Here is a 17,216-nt window from a genome sequence, read left to right as displayed (position 1 = left end):
CGATGCCGTCGGCTGGAAAGCGCTAGGGCTTGTCGCCGAAATTCAGTCCGCGCACGACCACGATCTGGGTACGGGCGCCGGAGATCCCGAAATCGTCGTCGTTGATCAGGACCAGTGAACGGTCCGGAAGCACGGCAACGCCTTCGGTCTTGCCCAGGATTTTCGGAAAGTCCGCGGTATCGAAACGCAGCGACTTGTTCACCGGCTCGATCAGGGCCTCGGCGACGCTGAGTTGCTCCAGCGAGGGCGACGTCGCGATCTGGTCCCACGGCGTGCCAATGATGTTGGTCGCCTTGCCGAGATCGACTTCGTAGAGCTTGGTGGTGGCCTCGGTTCGCTCCAGCACCACAAGATGGGTGGTCCCGACCACCGTCATTTCGCTGACGCGCGGGTCGTACTGGTTGGATGACGGGTCGCGCCGGAAGGTTTTCGGGTCGTCCAGGACATAGACATATTCGGCGACGATCTGCATCGAGGTGCGTTCGACCTGGAATAGCCGCACATTGCGAGAGGTACGAAAGGCTGCGACGTCCGGATTGGCGAGCGGGCTCTGCAGCGCGAAATACAGGAAGCGCTCGTCGCGCGAGACCGCGAGGGCCTCGATCCCGCGATTGAGCTGACGTCTTGCGAGGATCGCCGGCAGCGAGCCGACGACGCCGTAGCGCGCGCCGGCAAAGTCCTCTTCCATGCCCTGCGGCACATGGCGCGTGATGATCCGGCCGTCGGAGGATACGTGAATGATCGAGGGCGCGTTCTCGTCCGAAATCCAGAAGGTGCCGTCGGTCAGACGGATGACCGCCTCCGCATCGACCCCATGCACATTCTGCTCGAGCGGCTTGCCGTGTCCGTCGAATGGAGGCTCGGTAACGGCATTGCGCAACGCATTGGGCATGCCGTTGAGTGGCGTACCGTCGCGATCCTTGAGCGTGATGACATCGGTGATCCGGAACGTCCCGGTATCGGTCAGGATCACGCGATAGATCGACGGGGCGTAAGGCGGCGTCAGGAAAATCCTGGCGCTCTTGGTCTCGCGGCAGGCCGGAAGCTCCATCTGCGCCGCCGACTTGAAATCGCCGCAGGTGAGGTTCGGACCGCGATCGCCGACCGTCCAGATCACATTGGGTGGGTCGTCCGGATGACGGAAGGCGCCGCTGCCGATGCCGACAGACAGGTTCAGCATGCGGCCATTGTCGAAGCGATAGCGCGCCATCGTCAGCAGCGTGTCGTCGCTGCGGAATTCACGAACGGCGATATCGGACGCGATGACAGAGGTGGGCAGGGCGAGCAAAAGAGCGGCTAAAAGGCGAAAACGCATCGGCGCCATCGGTTATGCTGGGGGCCGGGCGCGACGTGCGCCAGACGAGTGTCCCGAATCCGAAGTCCGCTTCATTGCGCGGCGTGCTGGTGAGCGGACTTCGGGTCCGAAGGACACTAGCAAGCCTGTGACGCTGGTGCGAACCACCTGTTGGCTGGTTGTCTCACGTTACCGGTGGTCGAGGCAAAGGTCCGCGGGGCGCGACAGCCGCCCCGGCTGCCGAATTGAGGGCGGTCAGGCCGGGTTTTCCCCGGCGAACGGCTATCCGTTGAATTTTTGTGAGCCCCACACCCCATGCTTCGGTGGAAAGGCCGGGCTTTTGGTTATTTAGTTAACGGACTGTGGCAATAATGCACTAGTGGCCTTTGTCACACCGCACTATCGTGTTTTGGTTGATTCACCTGGGGGCTCCCTATGAAGAAGTTTGCGATGGCATCCGCTGCTGTGCTCGTGCTTTTGAGCGCTGCTGGCTGCACCATGTACGGCAAGGCTCCGGTCGGCAAGGCGCCGGTCGTCGCCAAGTACTAACGGTTTAGGCCGAGAAAGGGCCGGCTTTCACGCCGGCCCCTTTCTGTTCCTGACGTTGGTGGCATTCAGGTCCGTGACCGAAAGGTTGTGGGGCTGAGTGAATTGAGCCTTATGGTGCCTACAATATCGGCGTATGCGGCGTCCCCGCATAGGCCGCTTTTTGTTTTTGGGTGGCGTTGCGGCCGATCGAGCCCTGGCCGCGTGTCTCACGGTCGCCGGCCGCCTCTCTCGCATTCGTCCGTATCTCGGGACTTCCGGTGAACCCCGGCTCCTTCGCGAGTCGAGGCCTGCTATGAGGCCACCTGAAGCCCTGGCCGCTGCGAAGGCGGGAGCCTTCGCAAGCCATCCTGAGGCTCTTTCGCAACGCCGCCGACAGAACATTGCCCGGACCTCGACTATGGGCGTCCAGCGGCTTGACTCCGGCGTCCGCCGGCGCATGTGATGAGCGATGCAGGATCCGGCAACGACAGTGTTTCGGGGGACGTCAATGCGAGCCAGAGACCAACACGTAATCGGGCACGGCGCCCGTCTCGGCATGGCAGCGGTGGCTGCGGCTTGTGTGCTCTCGGTCGGCAGCAGCGGGGCGATGGCTCAAGGCCGCCCGACGCCCGCGCCCGCCGCCGCCGTGCAGGCTTCCGCCGCGCCGGTCGCCGCGGCCCAGGCATCCGCTGGCGTCACCGTGGCCGCGCCGACCCGGACAACACAGGCGCCGGAACCGGCAAGCACCGGTTCCACAGGCTCCAACCTGCCGGCCATCAATGTGGACGCCGAAAAGCCGAAGCAGAAGCCGGTGCAGCGTCAGGTGATGACGCAGGGTCCCAAGCGCGAGCCGATCAAGATCCCGGTGAATTCGAGCGGCTGCAAATCGGCCCGCGCGCCCGGCAAGCCCTACTTCATCGAGTTCCGTTCACGCACCGCGGTCAGCTACGGCCACACCTTCGTTCTTCATGGGCGGCTCGGCGACGGCAATCGCTTCGCAAGCTACCAGATCGCCGGCCTGCATCCGAAGGGCGATGATCCCAACGTCTACATGCAGGGCATGATGGTGCCGGTCGAATCGGAAACCGGTCCGTCATGGGGCGACCAGGACGAGCAATATCTGACGGCGCGCTTCTGCGTGACGCTGACCGAGGCCGAATACCGAAAGGCGCTGGCCTATATCAAGCATCTGCAGGCGACCAAGAAGACCTGGCACGCGACGACCTATAACTGCAACGCCTTCGCCGCCGACATCGCCCGGCATATCGGTCTCGATTCGCCGAACCCCAACATGTATCTGCCGCAAAGCTTCATCAATCGGATGGCGGATCTCAATCGCGGCGGCAAGTCAGGCAATCCGTTCGCGGCAAGCTTCCCGGGCTTCCAACAGCAGCAGCCGGCAGCCCAGCCGCAGCGGCGGGCCCGCACCGCGCAGCCGGCCAGCCAGCAGCGCCAGCAGTAACGACGGCGCCTCCAGTCTGTGCTTCGAAAGGCCCGCAGCGATGCGGGCCTTTTCTTTTTGGGTTGTATCGCTGTGGTTAGCGATCCACCGGCCACGACGCGCGCTATTTCGCCGGGGGGCGAATGAGCGACCAGACCGGCTGGCCCAGGGCGCCATCCAGTTGCAATGTGAAGCTGCGCAGGAATGCCGGCGCCTGGTCGCTATATCCATAGACCATGAGCACGAACAACAGCGGCGGGATCGCCGCGAGCCAGAGGATCGTCCGGATCATGTCGGCGCGCTGCGCGGCCGCCTGCTTCGGATTGCGATAGTTTGGAGGCGGGTATTGGCTCATGATGCCGACAATCGCGGGAGCGTCCGATGGATACGTTGATTGACGATTTGACCCGGAAAATTCGCGAACTGGAAGCGCAAATGGATGCCCATCTCGCGCAGCGCCGGGCCGAATTGCGGGTCGGGATGGAGCGCGGCCGGGTCGTGTTCGAACAGGAGGTGCTGCGCCGGCATCGCGAGTTGAAGACCGCTCTGCTCTCCTATGTCTGGAACGCCAATCTTCTTGTCATCGTCACGGCGCCGGTCATCTACGCGATGATCGTGCCGCTGGTCCTGCTCGATCTGTTCGTCACTGTGTACCAGATGATCTGCTTTCCGGTCTATGGCATCCCGAAGGTCAGGCGCGCGGACTATTTCGCGTTCGACCGGCATCATCTCGCGTATCTGAATGCGCTGGAAAAGCTCAACTGCGCCTATTGTTCCTACGCCAATTGCCTGATCGCCTATGTGCGCGAGATCGCGGCCCGGACCGAGCAATATTGGTGCCCGATCAAACATGCGCGCCGGGTGATCGGGTCGCACGCGCGCTATCTGAAGTTCGACGATTACGGCGATGCCGAAGGCTTCCGCGCGCACGCAGCGGGTCTGCGCGACGACCTCGCGAAGGGAAAGGAATGACAGCGCGGGCGCATCAGCGCTGCGGCCTCAGTCGTCGCCCCAGACCCTGAGGCCGACCTCGGTTGAGGCCTCGCCGGGCTTTCGCTGCGCCTGGAACTCGGCGTCGATATACGGTTTGATTTCGCAGACCAGGGCCACGCCGCCGGCCGTGCCGTCACCGGGTTTAGAGTGCGACTCGCGCGTGATCTTCAGGCCCATCTCCCGGCACCGCTGCGCATAGGCCGCGATGACGGCCTCCGGCATCGCGGTACTGCGATAGGTCAGCACGCTCCAGCCCGGAAAGGTCCCGTCCTGCAGGCTGACGCTGTACTTGCCCGGCTCGTTCGTCGGCTCGATCAGCCCGAAGCTCTCGAGCCGCGACCCCTTCACAAACACCCAGTAGCGCAGGCCATTGCGGCCTTCGAAGTCCCAGCTCCCGTCGGCCGCCCAGAAAACAAAAGCGAGAAACCCGAAGGGCAGGATGACCATCAAGAGCAAGGCAGTGGCGAGCGGGACAAGGCAGCCGAAGCGCGAGGCCGCCTTGCGGGCCGGCTCGGCCATTGGAGCGCTCGCGGACCGCGCGGGGTGTCAGGCCTTGTCGATCTTGCCGCCGCTCTCCGCCCAATCCTTGAAGGCGCCGAGATTGTAGACCTTTTCGTAGCCGAGATCCTTCAGCGTCTTTCCCGCCAGCGCCGACCGGCCGCCCGATGCGCAATACAGGATCACCGGCTTGCTGCGGTCGAGGCTCTTGTCATGGGCGGGCGATTCCGGATCCGCCTTGAACTCCAGCAGGCCACGCGGAATGTGGACTGCGCCGGCAGCCTTGCCGCTCTGCGCGACTTCCATCGCATCGCGCACGTCGAGCATCACGGCGCCGTCCTTCTCGACCATTTCGGTCGCCTGCGCGGAAGTAATACGCGGCACGGCCGCGTTCGCAGCTTCCATCATCGCCTTCACGCTCGTCGCCATTTAGCTCTCCCGAATGGATTCAAGGCCCACGGCAACTCGCCGGCGGGCGTCACGTCGTTCGCGGGTTATCACGTATGCAACGGGTCGGGATAGATAACCCCGACCCGCCGTTGTAGCCAGAATGTCCGCGGCGGCGTCTCCCGCGCGATCAATATTTCGCGCTGATCGGCAGTTCCTCCGCCGGGAACAGCGAGATCACCTTGCAGCCCTTGTCGGTGACCACGACCTCTTCCTCGATGCGCGCGCCGGAATAGCCGTCGGTCGCCGGGCAATAGGTCTCGATCGCGAACACCATGCCTTCCTTGATTTCGGTCGGGTGATCCATCGACACGACGCGCGAGATGATCGGCCGCTCGTGCAGTGCGAGACCGAGGCCATGCGCGAATTGCAGGCCGAACGCGCTCATCTCGTCCGGGAATCCGAACTCGCCAGCGACCGGGAAAGCCTCGGCGATATGCGCGGTCGACGCGCCCGGCTTGATGCGGTCCATCGCATTGTCCAGCCATTCGCGCGCCTTCTTGTAGGCGTCGCGCTGGCTGTCGGTCGCCCGCACCACGTTGAAGGTGCGGTAATAGCAGGTGCGATAACCCATGAAGCTCTGCAGGATGTCGAAGAAGGCCTGGTCGCCCGGGCGGATCAGGCGATCGGTGAAATTGTGCGGATGCGGGTTGCAGCGTTCGCCGGAAATCGCGTTGACCGCTTCGACGTCGTCGGAGCCATGGGTGTAGAGGAACTTGTTGACCTCGGCGACGATGTCGTTCTCGCGCACGCCGGGCCGCAGCTTCTCGTTGATCAGGTCGTAGGCGCCGTCGACCATGGCCGCGGCGCGATTGAGCAGCGCGATCTCGTCGATCGACTTGATCTCGCGCGCTTCCAGCATCACCTGCTGGCCGTCCTGCACTTTCAGTCCGGTCTTTTCGAGTTCGAACATCATCGGCGGCTCGATGATGTCGACGCCGAGCGGCATATCGGCGACGCCATGCTCGCGCAGGATCGCGGCGATCTCCTCGGCATGCCGCTTCATCAGACCGAAATCCGGATGCACGGTGCCGCGCAGGCCGACGAGGCCGGCCTTGCAGTTTTCCGGCTTGAGCCACGGCGAATAGAGCTTGTGATGGACCGCGGCCGAGCCGAAATCCCACAGGATCGGGTCGGCCGAGTCGCGGGTCAGCAGCGCCCAGCGTGAAAGCTTGTCGCGTTCCCATTCGCCGATCTTGGTCGAGGTGAGATAGCGGATGTTGTTGACGTCGAAGACCAGCAGGGCGCCGAGGTCGGACTTCTCCAGCGCCATGCGGGCGCGGCTCAGCCGGTAATTGTGCAGGCGCCGATAGTCGACCCGTTCCTCGAAATCGACCCCCATGATGCCGAGCGAGGGCAGGGCGCGGCCCCAATTGTACCGCGGGTTGATGTCTTCGGCGCTGACCTTGCGGATGGCGGACTGGTCCATGAGGTTCCTCGGGTGTTGTTGGCGCTTTCGCGCGGGTCTGGCACTAGTCTATACGGCATGGCGCGCAAGGGGGAGGGGTGACGTGACAACCCGATCGGCCCTTTATCTGGAAGATTTTTCACCTGGTCAGACTTTTGCCTCGGCATCGGTCACCATGGACGCCGATGCAATCAAGGGCTACGCGAGGCAGTTCGATCCGCAACCCTTCCATCTCGACGAGCAGGCGGCCGAAGCAACCTTTTTCAAGGGACTCGCCGCTAGCGGCTGGCACACCGTCTCGGTCACCATGCGGCTTCTGGTCGATGGCGGCCTGCCCATCGCGGGCGGCATCATCGGCGCCGGCGTGGACGAGATCCGCTGGCCCCGACCGACCCGGCCGGGCGACACCCTGCGGCTGGTCACCGAGGTGCTCGAGGTGCGGCCGTCGAAATCGAGGCCGGACCAGGGGTTGATGAAGGTACGCACCACCACGCTGAACCAGAATGACGAGCCGGTACAGGTGATGGTGTCGAATCTCGTGGTGATGCGGCGGCCGGTGTGAGAGACCCGCTCGAGCCTCGTTGTCCTGCGGCGCAGCAGGCAGTATGCGGTGGACCGGGTGTTTCGAGGTAGACACTGCGTCCGCGTCGAGACGGCGCATCGGCGAAAGACATCAGGCTACAGAAAGCGATCCGCGCGCGCATGAGTAAAAAGGAAGCCCTGTCCCCGCTGGACCGGATCAGCACGAAAGAGTGGCTCGTCTTTGCTCTTGTCATGGTGCTGATGGCGTTGGTGCTTGCTGCCGATCTCGAAACGACGCCGGACCACGTCACCATCTGTTTCATCTACACGGCGATCATTTTTCTGTCGATCTTCAGCTTTTACCGGTCGGCCTATATTGCCGCGGCGGTCGCGACCCTGTTCTCGGTGATCGGCTCGTTCGTCAACCCGCCGACCGAGGCCGTGAGCGTGGTGTTTTTTGCAAACCGGGCCATTGCGATCGTATCCCAGTGGATCGTCGCGGTGCTGGTGACAACACGCAAGGATGCCGAGGCGTTGATGCGCTCTGATCTTGCGGAGCAGACCGCTAGCGCCGAAACGCGTCGCCGGTTCATCGATGTGCTGTCGCACGAGATCGGTACGTCGCTGACCACGATCGACGGCCAGGCCTTCCTGTTGCGCCGGACGCTGGATGAGCCCGACCAGCCGCGTGCCGACAAGATCCGCAGCGCGGTCCGTCATATCCAGGCGATCGTCCAGCAGGTGCAACTCGCATCCGAAGTCGGGGAACGCGCCTCCGACATGCGATCCGAGTCAATAAACCTGCGTCGGTTGCTGGAGGATCTGTTCGTCGACCTCGACACCAGCGCGGTGTTTTTCAAGGCGGACCTCGCCGCATTGCCGGACACCATTCTGGGCGACCCGGACATGTTGCGGCAGATCGTCGGTAACGTGCTCTCCAACGCCATTAAGTTTTCTTCGCCCGGTGGCGAAGTGCGGATCGCCGGTGAAAGCGTCGGCGATCGGGCGGTGCTGACGGTCATCGACAAAGGCCGCGGCGTCGCGCCCGACGAGCGCGAGAAAATCTTTGAACCCTATTACCGCGCGCGCAACAGCCGCGGCGTCCATGGCGCGGGGATCGGGCTCTATGTCGCCAAAAAGTACGTCGAACATCACCGTGGAACCATCACGGTCGATGGCGCGCTTAATGCCGGCACATCGGTGACGATATCCCTGCCGGTCGCAGGGCCGGTTGCCGAAGATGTCCAGGGCGCCCCGAATGTCCTAAACAACCCCAAGACCGATGCCACACTTCCTTTGCATTGAGGATGATCCCGACACCTGCGAACTCCTGGTCGAGGTGCTGACCTCGGAGGGCTTCGCCGTGTCGGCCGTCGCGTCAGGTGAGGCAGGCTTGTCGGCGCTCGAGACGCGGCCGGATCTCGTGCTGTGCGATATCGATCTGCCGGATGTCTCGGGTTTCGATATTCTGGCCCGGATCCGCGCCGGCAGTCTGCTGCCGCCCGGTGTGCCCTTCATCTTTCTGACGGCGTTTTCGCAGCGGTCGCATCAATTGCGGGCCCGGCAACTGGGTTGTGACGACTATGTCACCAAGCCGATCGATTTCGAGTTGCTGATTGCGATCATCCGGCATCGTCTGACCGCGGCCGGCGACAGGAGCGCGGAAAAGACCGAACTGCACCTGACGGACCGGGAGCTGCAGGTCCTCACCTGGGTGGCGCGCGGCAAGTCGTCATCCGACATCGCGACCATCCTTGGCATCAGCGAGCGCACCGTCAACTTCCATCTGGACAATGCGATGCGGAAGGCCGGCGTCGCGACCCGCGTTCAGGCTGCGGTCAAATGTGCCTTGCTGGGCTTGATCAAGCCCTGATCTCCGATCCCTTGGGCCCCGATCCCTGGGCCCCCTGTCAACCTTGACAGGTTTGCGACAGGCCGTGGCGGGCGCAGGTTCAGGCGGTCACTCGCCTGAGAGGCTGCAATGTCATCGTCGTCCCTAGTCCTGATGCTCGTGTACACTCTGATCGCCCTGGTGATACAGGGTCTCGGGATCGGTTTGATCGTGCTGATCGAGCCGCTGATCGAGGGCTGGAGCGGTGTCGCGTTCATGACCTCGTTTCTGCTGGCCTTCTGGGTCGCCTGGATCATCGCGGTCCGGTTGACCGAGCCCCGGATTGTCGCAGTCCCCGCTGTCTAAATCCCGGCTTGCCCCCAAAGCCGATGCGATCTTCGGCTGCCGGTCAGGCAGCCGAGGATCGCCTTCTGCAGACACCAGATTAGGCCGCGGTTTTCTTGCCCCACAGTCGCGCCGAGGCGATGTCCGCACCCTCGCGCAGCGACTTGAGTTTCTTCCACACCACCGAAGCCGCCACCCATTCGCGCCCCGCGAATGTGCCGAAGCCGCAGTCGGTCGAGGCGATGACGCGCTCCCGGTCGCCGACGACCGCGACCGCCTCGGCGATCCGCTTTGCCACCACCTCCGGATGCTCGACGAAATTGCTGGTCGATTCGATCACGCCCGGAATCAGGATCAGGTCCTTCGGCCAGCCGGCGCGCTTGATCGCGTCGTATTCGTGGGCGTGACGGGGATTGGCAAACTCGATCGTGAGTGCGCCCGCCGTCGTCTTGTAGAGGATCGGCAGGATCGAGCCGAGCGCGACGTCATGCTCGTGCGGCCCTTCCCAGTTGCCCCAGCAGACATGCAGGCGCCAGCGGTCGCGCGGGATGCCGTCCACCGCCGTGTTGATCGCATGCAGGTGCAGTTCGCACATCTTCAGGAAGTCTGCATCCGGCAGATCCTGGAACATCATGGTGCGTTCCATCGCAAGATCGGGCGCGTCGATCTGCAGGATCAGGCCGGCATCGTGGATCGCCATGTATTCGTGACGCAGTTCTCGCGCCAGCGCGTCGAGATATTTCTCGTGGCTGTCGTAAAAGACGTTCTGCAACGTAGTAGCGACGATGCCCGGCGATGGCGCGGTCGCGAACTCTTCGACGAATGTGCCCTTCGGCGCGCAGCGTCGGAAACGGGCGAGTTCGCTCTTGATCTGGCTCAGGTCGTGATACTTCACCTCGGCCTGCGCCTGCGGTGCGTTCGAGATCTTGCCGCGCTTGGGGAAGCGCCGCAGGAACTGCTCGATCAATTCCGGTGTCTCGGCGAAATCCTTGCCCACCTTGCGCTTCGATTCGCCGGCAAAACCCGACATGCGCTCGGGCACATAGGTCTGGAAGCCGACCCTCTGTTGCTCGCCGTCATTGCCGATATCGATGCCGGCCGCGATCTGCCTCGCCACCACATCGCTCAGCGCGGCGTCCATTTCGGCCGCGAGCAAAGCGGGGTCGATCGCTTCGCCGGCCTCCCGCCGGATCAACAGGTCGGTGAGCTTGCCGTTGCGCGGCAGGCTCCCGACATGCGTCGTGAGGATGCGTTCGTTGCTGGTCAACATCGTCGTTCTCTCCCGGACGTCCGGTCTGTCGCCTAGCACGGCCCATCAGCCGGTTCAAAAAACTGATGTCGCGCAATGGCTTGAGCCGGGCTGCCCACCGGGAATTGACGGGCCAAACGCGACATGCATTATAGTTCATGTTTGGAATGGATCGAATTGGGCTCGCTACGGCCCAACAATAAGAAACAAGCAAGCGGGATAGGATATGGCTCAGGCTGCGGCAGCGGCGTCTTCGGGGCGCGACGAGACGGTTGGGACTGTCAGGCTCCCGGATATCGCGCGCGACTACAATTTCGCTGCGGACATTCTCGAAACGAATCTTGCTGCGGGTCGGGCCGACAAGGCTGCCTTCATCGATGCAAATGGCAGCTGGAGCTATGGCCAGCTCGCCGACCGCGCCGCGCGCTTCGGTGCGATGCTGCGCGCGAAAGGGATCCGCCGCGAAGAACGCATCCTGATCTGCCTGCTGGACACCATCGATTGGCCGACCGCATTTCTGGGCGCGCTGAAAGCTGGCGTTGTTGCGATCCCCGTCAACACCCTGATGACGGAAAGCGACTACGAATTCATGCTGAGCGACAGCCGCGTCCGCATGCTGGTGGTGTCGGAGGCTTTGTATCCGAAATTTGCCGGTCTGATCGCAAACGCGCCGGACCTTGCGCATGTGGTGGTGTCGGGCGCGAACGCGCATGGCCATGACCATTTCGAGACGCTGATCGCAGCGTCCGAGCCGGACGATTACACGGCGCCGACCACGCGCGACGACATCGCCTTCTGGCTCTACACCTCGGGTTCGACCGGCAAGCCAAAGGGCGCGGTGCATGTACATGCAAGCCTGAAACTTACCAACGATCTTTATGCCGCACCGATCCTCGGCATCCGCGAGGACGACGTCTGCTATTCTGTGGCGAAGCTGTTTTTTGCCTATGGGCTCGGCAACGCGATGACCTTCCCGATGTCGGCTGGCGCCACCACCGTGTTGCTCGCGGACCGGCCGACGCCGGACGGGGTCGCGGCGCTGCTGCGCAAGCATCCCGTGACGATCTTCTTCGGCGTGCCAACCTTCTATGCGGGCTTTCTCGCGAGTCCCGGCATGCCCGATCGCAGTGAGACGAAATTCCGCCGCTGCGTATCCGCAGGCGAGGCGCTACCGGCCGATGTCGGCAAGCGCTGGAGCGACACCTATGGCTGCGACATTCTCGATGGGATCGGGTCCACCGAGATGCTTCACATCTTCCTGTCGAACGCGCCGGGTGCCACGAAATACGGCACCACCGGAAAACCGGTGCCGGGCTATACCCTGAAGCTGATCGACGAACACGGACAATCCGTGAAGCCCGGCGAGATGGGCGAACTTCTGATCAACGGCCCAACCAGCGCGGTGATGTACTGGAACAACCGCGAGCGCTCGCGCACCACCTTCATGGGCGAATGGACGCGCTCTGGCGACAAGTACTTGCAGGATGAGGACGGCTATTACGTTTATTGCGGGCGCAACGACGACATGCTGAAGGTGTCCGGCCTCTACGTTTCGCCGTTCGAGGTCGAGGGTGCGCTGCAAACGCATGCGGATGTGCTCGAATGCGCGGTGGTGGCCTGGCTGGACGGCGACGGCCTGATCAAGCCGAAGGCCTTCATCGTGCTGAAGGATCATGGCAAGGCCTGCGATGCACTCGCCCGTGCGATGCAGGATCACGTCAAGGCGATGCTCGCACCGTTCAAATATCCGCGGTGGATCGAGTTCCGCACGGAGCTGCCGAAAACAGCCACCGGGAAGATCCAGCGCTTCAGGCTGCGTGCGGAAGCGGCAGAAAGCAGATGAATTCGCGGTCACTGTGCCGATCTTAACCGCAGCGGAATGTCGCGCGCTGACAGGGCTTCCTGTGGCCGGGACAGTTCAATAGAGTGAAAGGCAGCTCAAGCGGGCGACCCAAAAAACGGAGGAACTGCAGGATGAAAAAAACGCTTATCGCTGCCGGCGCGGTGCTCGCGCTCGCAGCCGGGCCGGTTGTGGCCCAGGACAAGGACAAGCCCATCAAGATCGGCTTCGTGTCGACATTCAGCGGCCCGACCGCGGTGATCGGCAATGACATGCGTAATTCGTTCGAGTTGGCGCTCGATCACATGGGCCGCAAGATCGGCGGCCGCCCCGTCGAAGTGATCTACGAAGACGACATGCAGAAGCCGGATATCGGCAAGCAGAAGACCGAGAAGCTGATCCAGTCCGACAAGGTCGATTTCCTCGCCGGCTTTATCTGGTCGAACGTGCTGCTGGCCTCGCTGAAGCCGGCGGTGGATTCGCAGACCTTCATTATCAGCGCCAATGCCGGCCCTTCGCAGATCGCCGGTGAACTGTGCTCGCCGTTCTTCTTCTCGACCTCGTGGCAGAACGACCAGACGCCGCAGGCCGTCGGCGAATACATGAACCAGAAGGGCGTGAAGTCGGTCTATCTGATCGGCCCGAACTACGCCGCCGGCAAGGACATGCTGTCCGGGCTCGCCTCGACCTTCAAGGGCAAGGTGCTCGGTCAGGACCTGACCAAGTGGCCGGATCAGCTCGACTTCTCGGCCGAATTGTCGAAAGCGCGTGCGGCCAATCCCGACGCCGTGTTCGTCTTCTATCCGGGCGCTTCGGGCGTGCAATTCCTGACGCAATATGCGCAGGCCGGCCTGAAGGGCAAGATTCCGCTCTACACCGCCTTCACCGTCGACGAGCTGTCACTGCCGCTGCAGAAGGAACTTGCACTTGGCGTTCCGGGCGCGCAGCAATGGGTTCACGACCTGCCGAACGACCAGAACAAGAAGTTCGTGGCCGATTATCGCAAGAAATATCCGGGACTGCGTCCGACCTATTATGGCGCGCAGGCCTACGATGCTGCGCAGCTGATCAACAGCGCGGTGACTGCGGTGAACGGCGACACGAGCAAGAAGGACGCCATGCGCGACGCGATGCGCAAGGCCGACTTCAAGTCGGTCCGCGGCTCCTTCAAATACGGCAACAATCACTTCCCGATCCAGAATTTCTATCTGCAGGACGTAGTCCAGGGCGAGGACAAGGACTTCCCGCTCTCGCTCAAGACGGTTGCTACGATCGTCGAGGGCAGCCAGGACCGCTTCCACGGCAAATGTTCGATGAAATGGTAGTCTGACATCGGGGCCGGACGGCGGAGCGTGCCCGCCGTCCGGCCCTTTTTTCTTCGTTGACTCCGCCCGGCGTCGCGGGGCAATTCCGGATCTGCCGTGTGGGGGCGGCGCCAGTCCATGCTGCTTTTTATCGAACAATCCCTGAACGGGTTGCAATTCGGGCTGCTGCTGTTCCTGCTCGCGGCAGGGCTGACGCTCGTGTTCGGGATCATGGATTTCGTCAATCTCGCGCACGGTTCGCTCTATATGCTCGGGGCGTATTTCGCCGCGACTTTCGCCGCGCTGACCGGCAGCTTTGTGTTCGCAATTATCCTGGCGCTGGCGGCGACGCTTGTCGTCGGCATGGCGGTGGAGGTGATCGCGCTGCGGCGGCTGTATGGCCGCGACCATCTCGATCATGTGCTCGCGACCTTCGGCCTGATCCTGTTTTTCAACGAGATGGTGCGCCTGATCTGGGGGCCCGCGGGCCTGAGCCTGCCGCTGCCGGCCTGGCTGACCACAAATTTCGAGATCTTCCCCGGCGTCTATTATCCGACCTATCGCATCTCGATGATCCTGGTGTCGCTGGCGGTCGCGATTGCGCTCTATTTCGTCGTCATGCGCACCCGCGTCGGCATGCTGATCCGCGCCGGCGCATCCAACCGTGAAATGATCGGCGCGCTCGGCATCAACATCAAGCTGCTCTACACCTTCGTGTTCGGCATGGGTGCCGCGCTGGCCGGGCTCGCCGGCATGATGCAGGCGCCGATCCTGACCGTGCAGATCGGCATGGGCGAGAACATCCTGATCCTCGCCTTCGTGGTCATCATCATCGGCGGCATCGGTTCGATCCGCGGCGCCTTCGTCGCCTCGATCCTGGTGGGCATGATCGATACCGTCGGCCGTGCCTTCCTGCCGGACGTGTTGAAGCTGTTCCTCTCCAACGCGGCCGCCTCCACCGCGGGGCCGGCCTTGTCCTCGATGCTGATCTATCTGGTGATGGCGGTCATTCTGGTCTGGCGTCCGGAAGGTCTGTTCCCGGCGGCGAGCAAATGACCCGAAAGCTGACCGTCCGCAATATCGCCGTCGCGGCGCTGATGATCTTTCTAGCGCTGATCCCGGTCTATTCGCAGATGACCGGCAACGTCTTCATCATGACGCTGTTCACGCGCATCGTGATCCTCGCGATTGCCGCCGTCAGCCTGAATCTGATCATGGGCTTCGGCGGCATGGTGAGCTTCGGGCATGCCGCCTTTCTCGGCATCGCCGGCTATGCGGTCGGCATCCTCGCTCATGAGGGGATCAATTCCGGCTTCGTGCAATGGCCGATCGCACTCCTGGCCTGCGCGCTGTTCGCGCTGGTGACCGGCGCGTTGTCGCTGCGCACCCGCGGCGTCTACTTCATCATGATCACGCTCGCCTTCGCGCAGATGGTCTATTACATCGGCGTCAGCCTCGACCGCTATGGTGCCGACGACGGGCTGACGATCTACAAGCGCAGCGATTTTGCCGGCCTGATCAATCTGTCCAACCGGACCACCTTCTACTATGTCTGCTTCGTCTGTCTGGTTGGCACCTGCTATCTGGTCTGGCGCATCGTCAACTCGCGGTTCGGCATGGTGATCCAGGGCGCGCGGTCGAACGAGCGTCGCATGCGCGCCATCGGCTTCCCGACCTATCGCTACCGGCTGACCTGCTACGTGATCGCCGGCGTGCTGTGCGGGCTTGCTGGCATCCTGCTCGCTAACCAGGCCGACTTTGTCAGTCCGGCGATGATGCATTGGACCCGGTCCGGCGACCTGATCGTGATGGCGGTGCTGGGCGGCATGGGCTCGGTCCTCGGCCCGGTGATCGGCGCGGTTGCGCTGCTGGTTCTGGAAGAGACGCTGCCGGGCATGATCGGCGCGGTCGGCGAATTCGTGACCGGCAAGCCGGTGGTTGCGGCGAAAGAATACTGGGCGCTCATTCTCGGACCGATGCTGCTGCTGGTGGTGCTGTTCGCGCGCGGCGGCATCGATGGCCTGCTGGAGAAACTCCGTCGTGACTGACACCCTTCTCGCCATCGAGGGGATTACCAAGCGCTTCGGCGGCGTGCTGGCCTCCGACGCGATCACGCTGTCGGTGCCGCAGGGCGAGCTGCACGCGATCATCGGTCCGAACGGCGCCGGCAAGACCACGCTGATCGGCCAGCTCACCGGCGAGATCATCCCGAACAGCGGCCGCATCATGTTTGGTGGGCGCGAGATCACCGCGCTGCCGACCTATGAACGCTCGATGATGGGACTGGCGCGCTCGTTCCAGATCACCTCGCTGTTTCAGGATTTCACCGCTCTCGACAATGTCGCCTTCGCGGTTCAGGCGCATGCCGGCCACTCGTTTCATTTCTGGCGCAATGCGCGCAGCGAAGAGGCGTTGCGTGCGCCCGCCCGCGCGGCGCTCGATCGCGTCGGCCTGTCGCATCGCGCCGATACGCTGGTGTCCAGCATCAGCCATGGCGAGCATCGCCAGCTCGAGATCGCGATGGCGCTCGCCACCAATCCGCAAATGCTGCTGCTCGACGAGCCGATGGCCGGCATGGGTCCGGAGGAATCCGCGGCGATGGTTCGGACGCTGCAGGAGTTGAAGAAGGAATATACGATCCTGCTGATCGAGCACGATATGGAAGCGGTGTTCGCGCTTGCCGACCGCATTTCGGTCCTCGTCTACGGCCGGGTGATTGCGACCGGCCTGCCGGACGCGATCCGCGCCAATGCCGATGTGCGCCAGGCCTATCTCGGCGAGCAGGAAGCGGTGGTGAGCCATGGCTGACACCTTGCTCGAAGTTTCAGGCATCGAGACCTGCTACGGCCGCAGCCAGGTGCTGTTTGGGCTGTCGCTTGCCATCGCCGCCGGCGAGATGGTGACGCTGATGGGCCGCAACGGCATGGGCAAGACCACGACCGTGCGCTCGATCATGGGGCTGACGCCGGCGCGCGCCGGCACCATCCGTTTCGGCGGCAAGGATATTCGCGGCTTTCCATCCTATCGCGTGGCGAAGCTGGGCGTCGGTCTGGTGCCGGAAGGCCGGCAGATTTTTCCGAATCTCACCGTGCGCGAAAACCTGATCGCGACTGCCGCCAATGCGTCGGGAGCGAGCGACCCCTGGACCTATGAGAAAGTGGTCGAGCTGTTTCCGCGTCTCGCCGAGCGCGCTGGTCAGATGGGTAATCTGCTATCCGGCGGCGAGCAGCAGATGCTCGCGATCGGCCGCGCGCTGATGACCAATCCGCGCTTGCTCATTCTCGACGAGGCGACCGAAGGCCTCGCGCCGCTGATCCGCCAGGAAATCTGGCAATGTCTGACGCGGCTGAAACAGGCCGGGCAGTCCATCCTTGTGATCGACAAGAACGTGTCGGCGCTGATCGCGATCGCCGACCGCCATTACATGATCGAGCGCGGCTGCACGGTGTGGAGCGGCACATCGAAAGAACTCGGCGCCGCGCCGGATATCCAGCACCGCTATCTGGGGGTTTGACG

At 63.1% G+C, this 17,216-nt stretch carries 18 protein-coding genes; 12 read left to right on the top strand and 6 right to left on the bottom strand.

The features are described 5' to 3' along the window. Positions 1–22: 22 nt before the first annotated feature. Positions 23–1,315, bottom strand: a complete 1,293-nt coding sequence (locus tag AC5I5I_RS12280) for an esterase-like activity of phytase family protein (protein WP_495973345.1) — start codon at positions 1,313–1,315, stop codon at positions 23–25. A gap of 1,114 nt (positions 1,316–2,429) precedes the next feature. Between AC5I5I_RS12280 and AC5I5I_RS12275 the strand changes: the two genes are divergently transcribed. Beyond that, the gene (locus AC5I5I_RS12275; protein WP_495973343.1) at positions 2,430–3,284 is read left to right on the top strand and encodes a hypothetical protein; all 855 of its coding nucleotides are present in this window, start codon (positions 2,430–2,432) and stop codon (positions 3,282–3,284) included. Between the two features lie 103 nt (positions 3,285–3,387). On the opposite strand, the gene AC5I5I_RS12270 is transcribed toward AC5I5I_RS12275, so the two are convergent. Then, positions 3,388–3,618, bottom strand: coding sequence for a hypothetical protein (locus AC5I5I_RS12270; RefSeq protein ID WP_495973341.1), 231 nt, complete (start codon positions 3,616–3,618; stop codon positions 3,388–3,390). Between the two features lie 26 nt (positions 3,619–3,644). On the opposite strand from AC5I5I_RS12270, the gene AC5I5I_RS12265 reads away from it, so the two are divergent. After that, on the top strand, positions 3,645–4,235 hold the full coding sequence (locus AC5I5I_RS12265; RefSeq protein ID WP_495973339.1) for a hypothetical protein: 591 nt from the start codon (positions 3,645–3,647) through the stop codon (positions 4,233–4,235). A gap of 27 nt (positions 4,236–4,262) precedes the next feature. Here AC5I5I_RS12265 and AC5I5I_RS12260 read toward each other — a convergent pair whose 3' ends face one another. From AC5I5I_RS12260 to AC5I5I_RS12250, 3 genes are all read right to left on the bottom strand, one after another. Continuing rightward, the gene (locus AC5I5I_RS12260) at positions 4,263–4,775 is read right to left on the bottom strand and encodes a hypothetical protein (protein WP_495973337.1); all 513 of its coding nucleotides are present in this window, start codon (positions 4,773–4,775) and stop codon (positions 4,263–4,265) included. A 27-nt stretch (positions 4,776–4,802) separates the two neighbouring features. Continuing rightward, positions 4,803–5,183, bottom strand: a complete 381-nt coding sequence (locus AC5I5I_RS12255; RefSeq protein ID WP_495973335.1) for a rhodanese-like domain-containing protein — start codon at positions 5,181–5,183, stop codon at positions 4,803–4,805. A gap of 148 nt (positions 5,184–5,331) precedes the next feature. Then, on the bottom strand, positions 5,332–6,630 hold the full coding sequence (locus AC5I5I_RS12250; protein WP_495973333.1) for a M24 family metallopeptidase: 1,299 nt from the start codon (positions 6,628–6,630) through the stop codon (positions 5,332–5,334). An 82-nt stretch (positions 6,631–6,712) separates the two neighbouring features. Here AC5I5I_RS12250 and AC5I5I_RS12245 point away from each other — a divergent pair, with 82 nt between their 5' ends. The 4 genes from AC5I5I_RS12245 to AC5I5I_RS12230 all read left to right on the top strand — a co-directional run bounded on the left by AC5I5I_RS12245 (position 6,713) and on the right by AC5I5I_RS12230 (position 9,328). Then, positions 6,713–7,171, top strand: coding sequence for a MaoC family dehydratase (locus AC5I5I_RS12245; RefSeq protein ID WP_495973331.1), 459 nt, complete (start codon positions 6,713–6,715; stop codon positions 7,169–7,171). Positions 7,172–7,311: 140 nt separating this feature from the next. Next, positions 7,312–8,436 carry a sensor histidine kinase gene (locus AC5I5I_RS12240; protein WP_495973329.1) on the top strand — a complete coding sequence of 375 codons (1,125 nt, stop codon included), beginning with the start codon at positions 7,312–7,314 and terminating at the stop codon, positions 8,434–8,436. Further along, on the top strand, positions 8,414–9,004 hold the full coding sequence (locus tag AC5I5I_RS12235) for a response regulator (protein WP_495973327.1): 591 nt from the start codon (positions 8,414–8,416) through the stop codon (positions 9,002–9,004). Before AC5I5I_RS12240 ends, AC5I5I_RS12235 begins: the two co-directional genes overlap by 23 nt. 132 nt (positions 9,005–9,136) lie before the next feature. Further along, on the top strand, positions 9,137–9,328 hold the full coding sequence (locus AC5I5I_RS12230) for a hypothetical protein (protein ID WP_495973325.1): 192 nt from the start codon (positions 9,137–9,139) through the stop codon (positions 9,326–9,328). Positions 9,329–9,407: 79 nt separating this feature from the next. Here AC5I5I_RS12230 and AC5I5I_RS12225 read toward each other — a convergent pair whose 3' ends face one another. Continuing rightward, on the bottom strand, positions 9,408–10,577 hold the full coding sequence (locus tag AC5I5I_RS12225) for a cobalamin-independent methionine synthase II family protein (protein WP_495973323.1): 1,170 nt from the start codon (positions 10,575–10,577) through the stop codon (positions 9,408–9,410). Positions 10,578–10,782: 205 nt separating this feature from the next. On the opposite strand from AC5I5I_RS12225, the gene AC5I5I_RS12220 reads away from it, so the two are divergent. The 6 genes from AC5I5I_RS12220 to AC5I5I_RS12195 all read left to right on the top strand — a co-directional run bounded on the left by AC5I5I_RS12220 (position 10,783) and on the right by AC5I5I_RS12195 (position 17,214). Next, entirely contained in the window at positions 10,783–12,399 is a 1,617-nt protein-coding gene (locus AC5I5I_RS12220) for a benzoate-CoA ligase family protein (protein WP_495973321.1), read from the top strand. Positions 12,400–12,530: 131 nt separating this feature from the next. After that, entirely contained in the window at positions 12,531–13,721 is a 1,191-nt protein-coding gene (locus tag AC5I5I_RS12215) for an ABC transporter substrate-binding protein (protein WP_495973319.1), read from the top strand. Between the two features lie 117 nt (positions 13,722–13,838). Then, on the top strand, positions 13,839–14,756 hold the full coding sequence (locus tag AC5I5I_RS12210; RefSeq protein ID WP_495973317.1) for a branched-chain amino acid ABC transporter permease: 918 nt from the start codon (positions 13,839–13,841) through the stop codon (positions 14,754–14,756). Next, the gene (locus AC5I5I_RS12205) at positions 14,753–15,748 is read left to right on the top strand and encodes a branched-chain amino acid ABC transporter permease (RefSeq protein WP_495973315.1); all 996 of its coding nucleotides are present in this window, start codon (positions 14,753–14,755) and stop codon (positions 15,746–15,748) included. Before AC5I5I_RS12210 ends, AC5I5I_RS12205 begins: the two co-directional genes overlap by 4 nt. Further along, the gene (locus tag AC5I5I_RS12200; protein WP_495973313.1) at positions 15,741–16,508 is read left to right on the top strand and encodes an ABC transporter ATP-binding protein; all 768 of its coding nucleotides are present in this window, start codon (positions 15,741–15,743) and stop codon (positions 16,506–16,508) included. Before AC5I5I_RS12205 ends, AC5I5I_RS12200 begins: the two co-directional genes overlap by 8 nt. Continuing rightward, positions 16,501–17,214 (top strand): ABC transporter ATP-binding protein, encoded by a 714-nt coding sequence (locus tag AC5I5I_RS12195; RefSeq protein WP_495973311.1) that lies wholly within the window; start codon positions 16,501–16,503, stop codon positions 17,212–17,214. The genes AC5I5I_RS12200 and AC5I5I_RS12195 overlap by 8 nt, the downstream gene beginning before the upstream one ends. The last annotated feature ends 2 nt before the right edge of the window (positions 17,215–17,216 follow it).

This window comes from Pseudorhodoplanes sp., assembly GCF_059499825.1.
The sequence above is the reverse complement of the archived record's forward strand: the minus strand, read 5'-3'. Positions and strand labels throughout refer to the sequence as shown.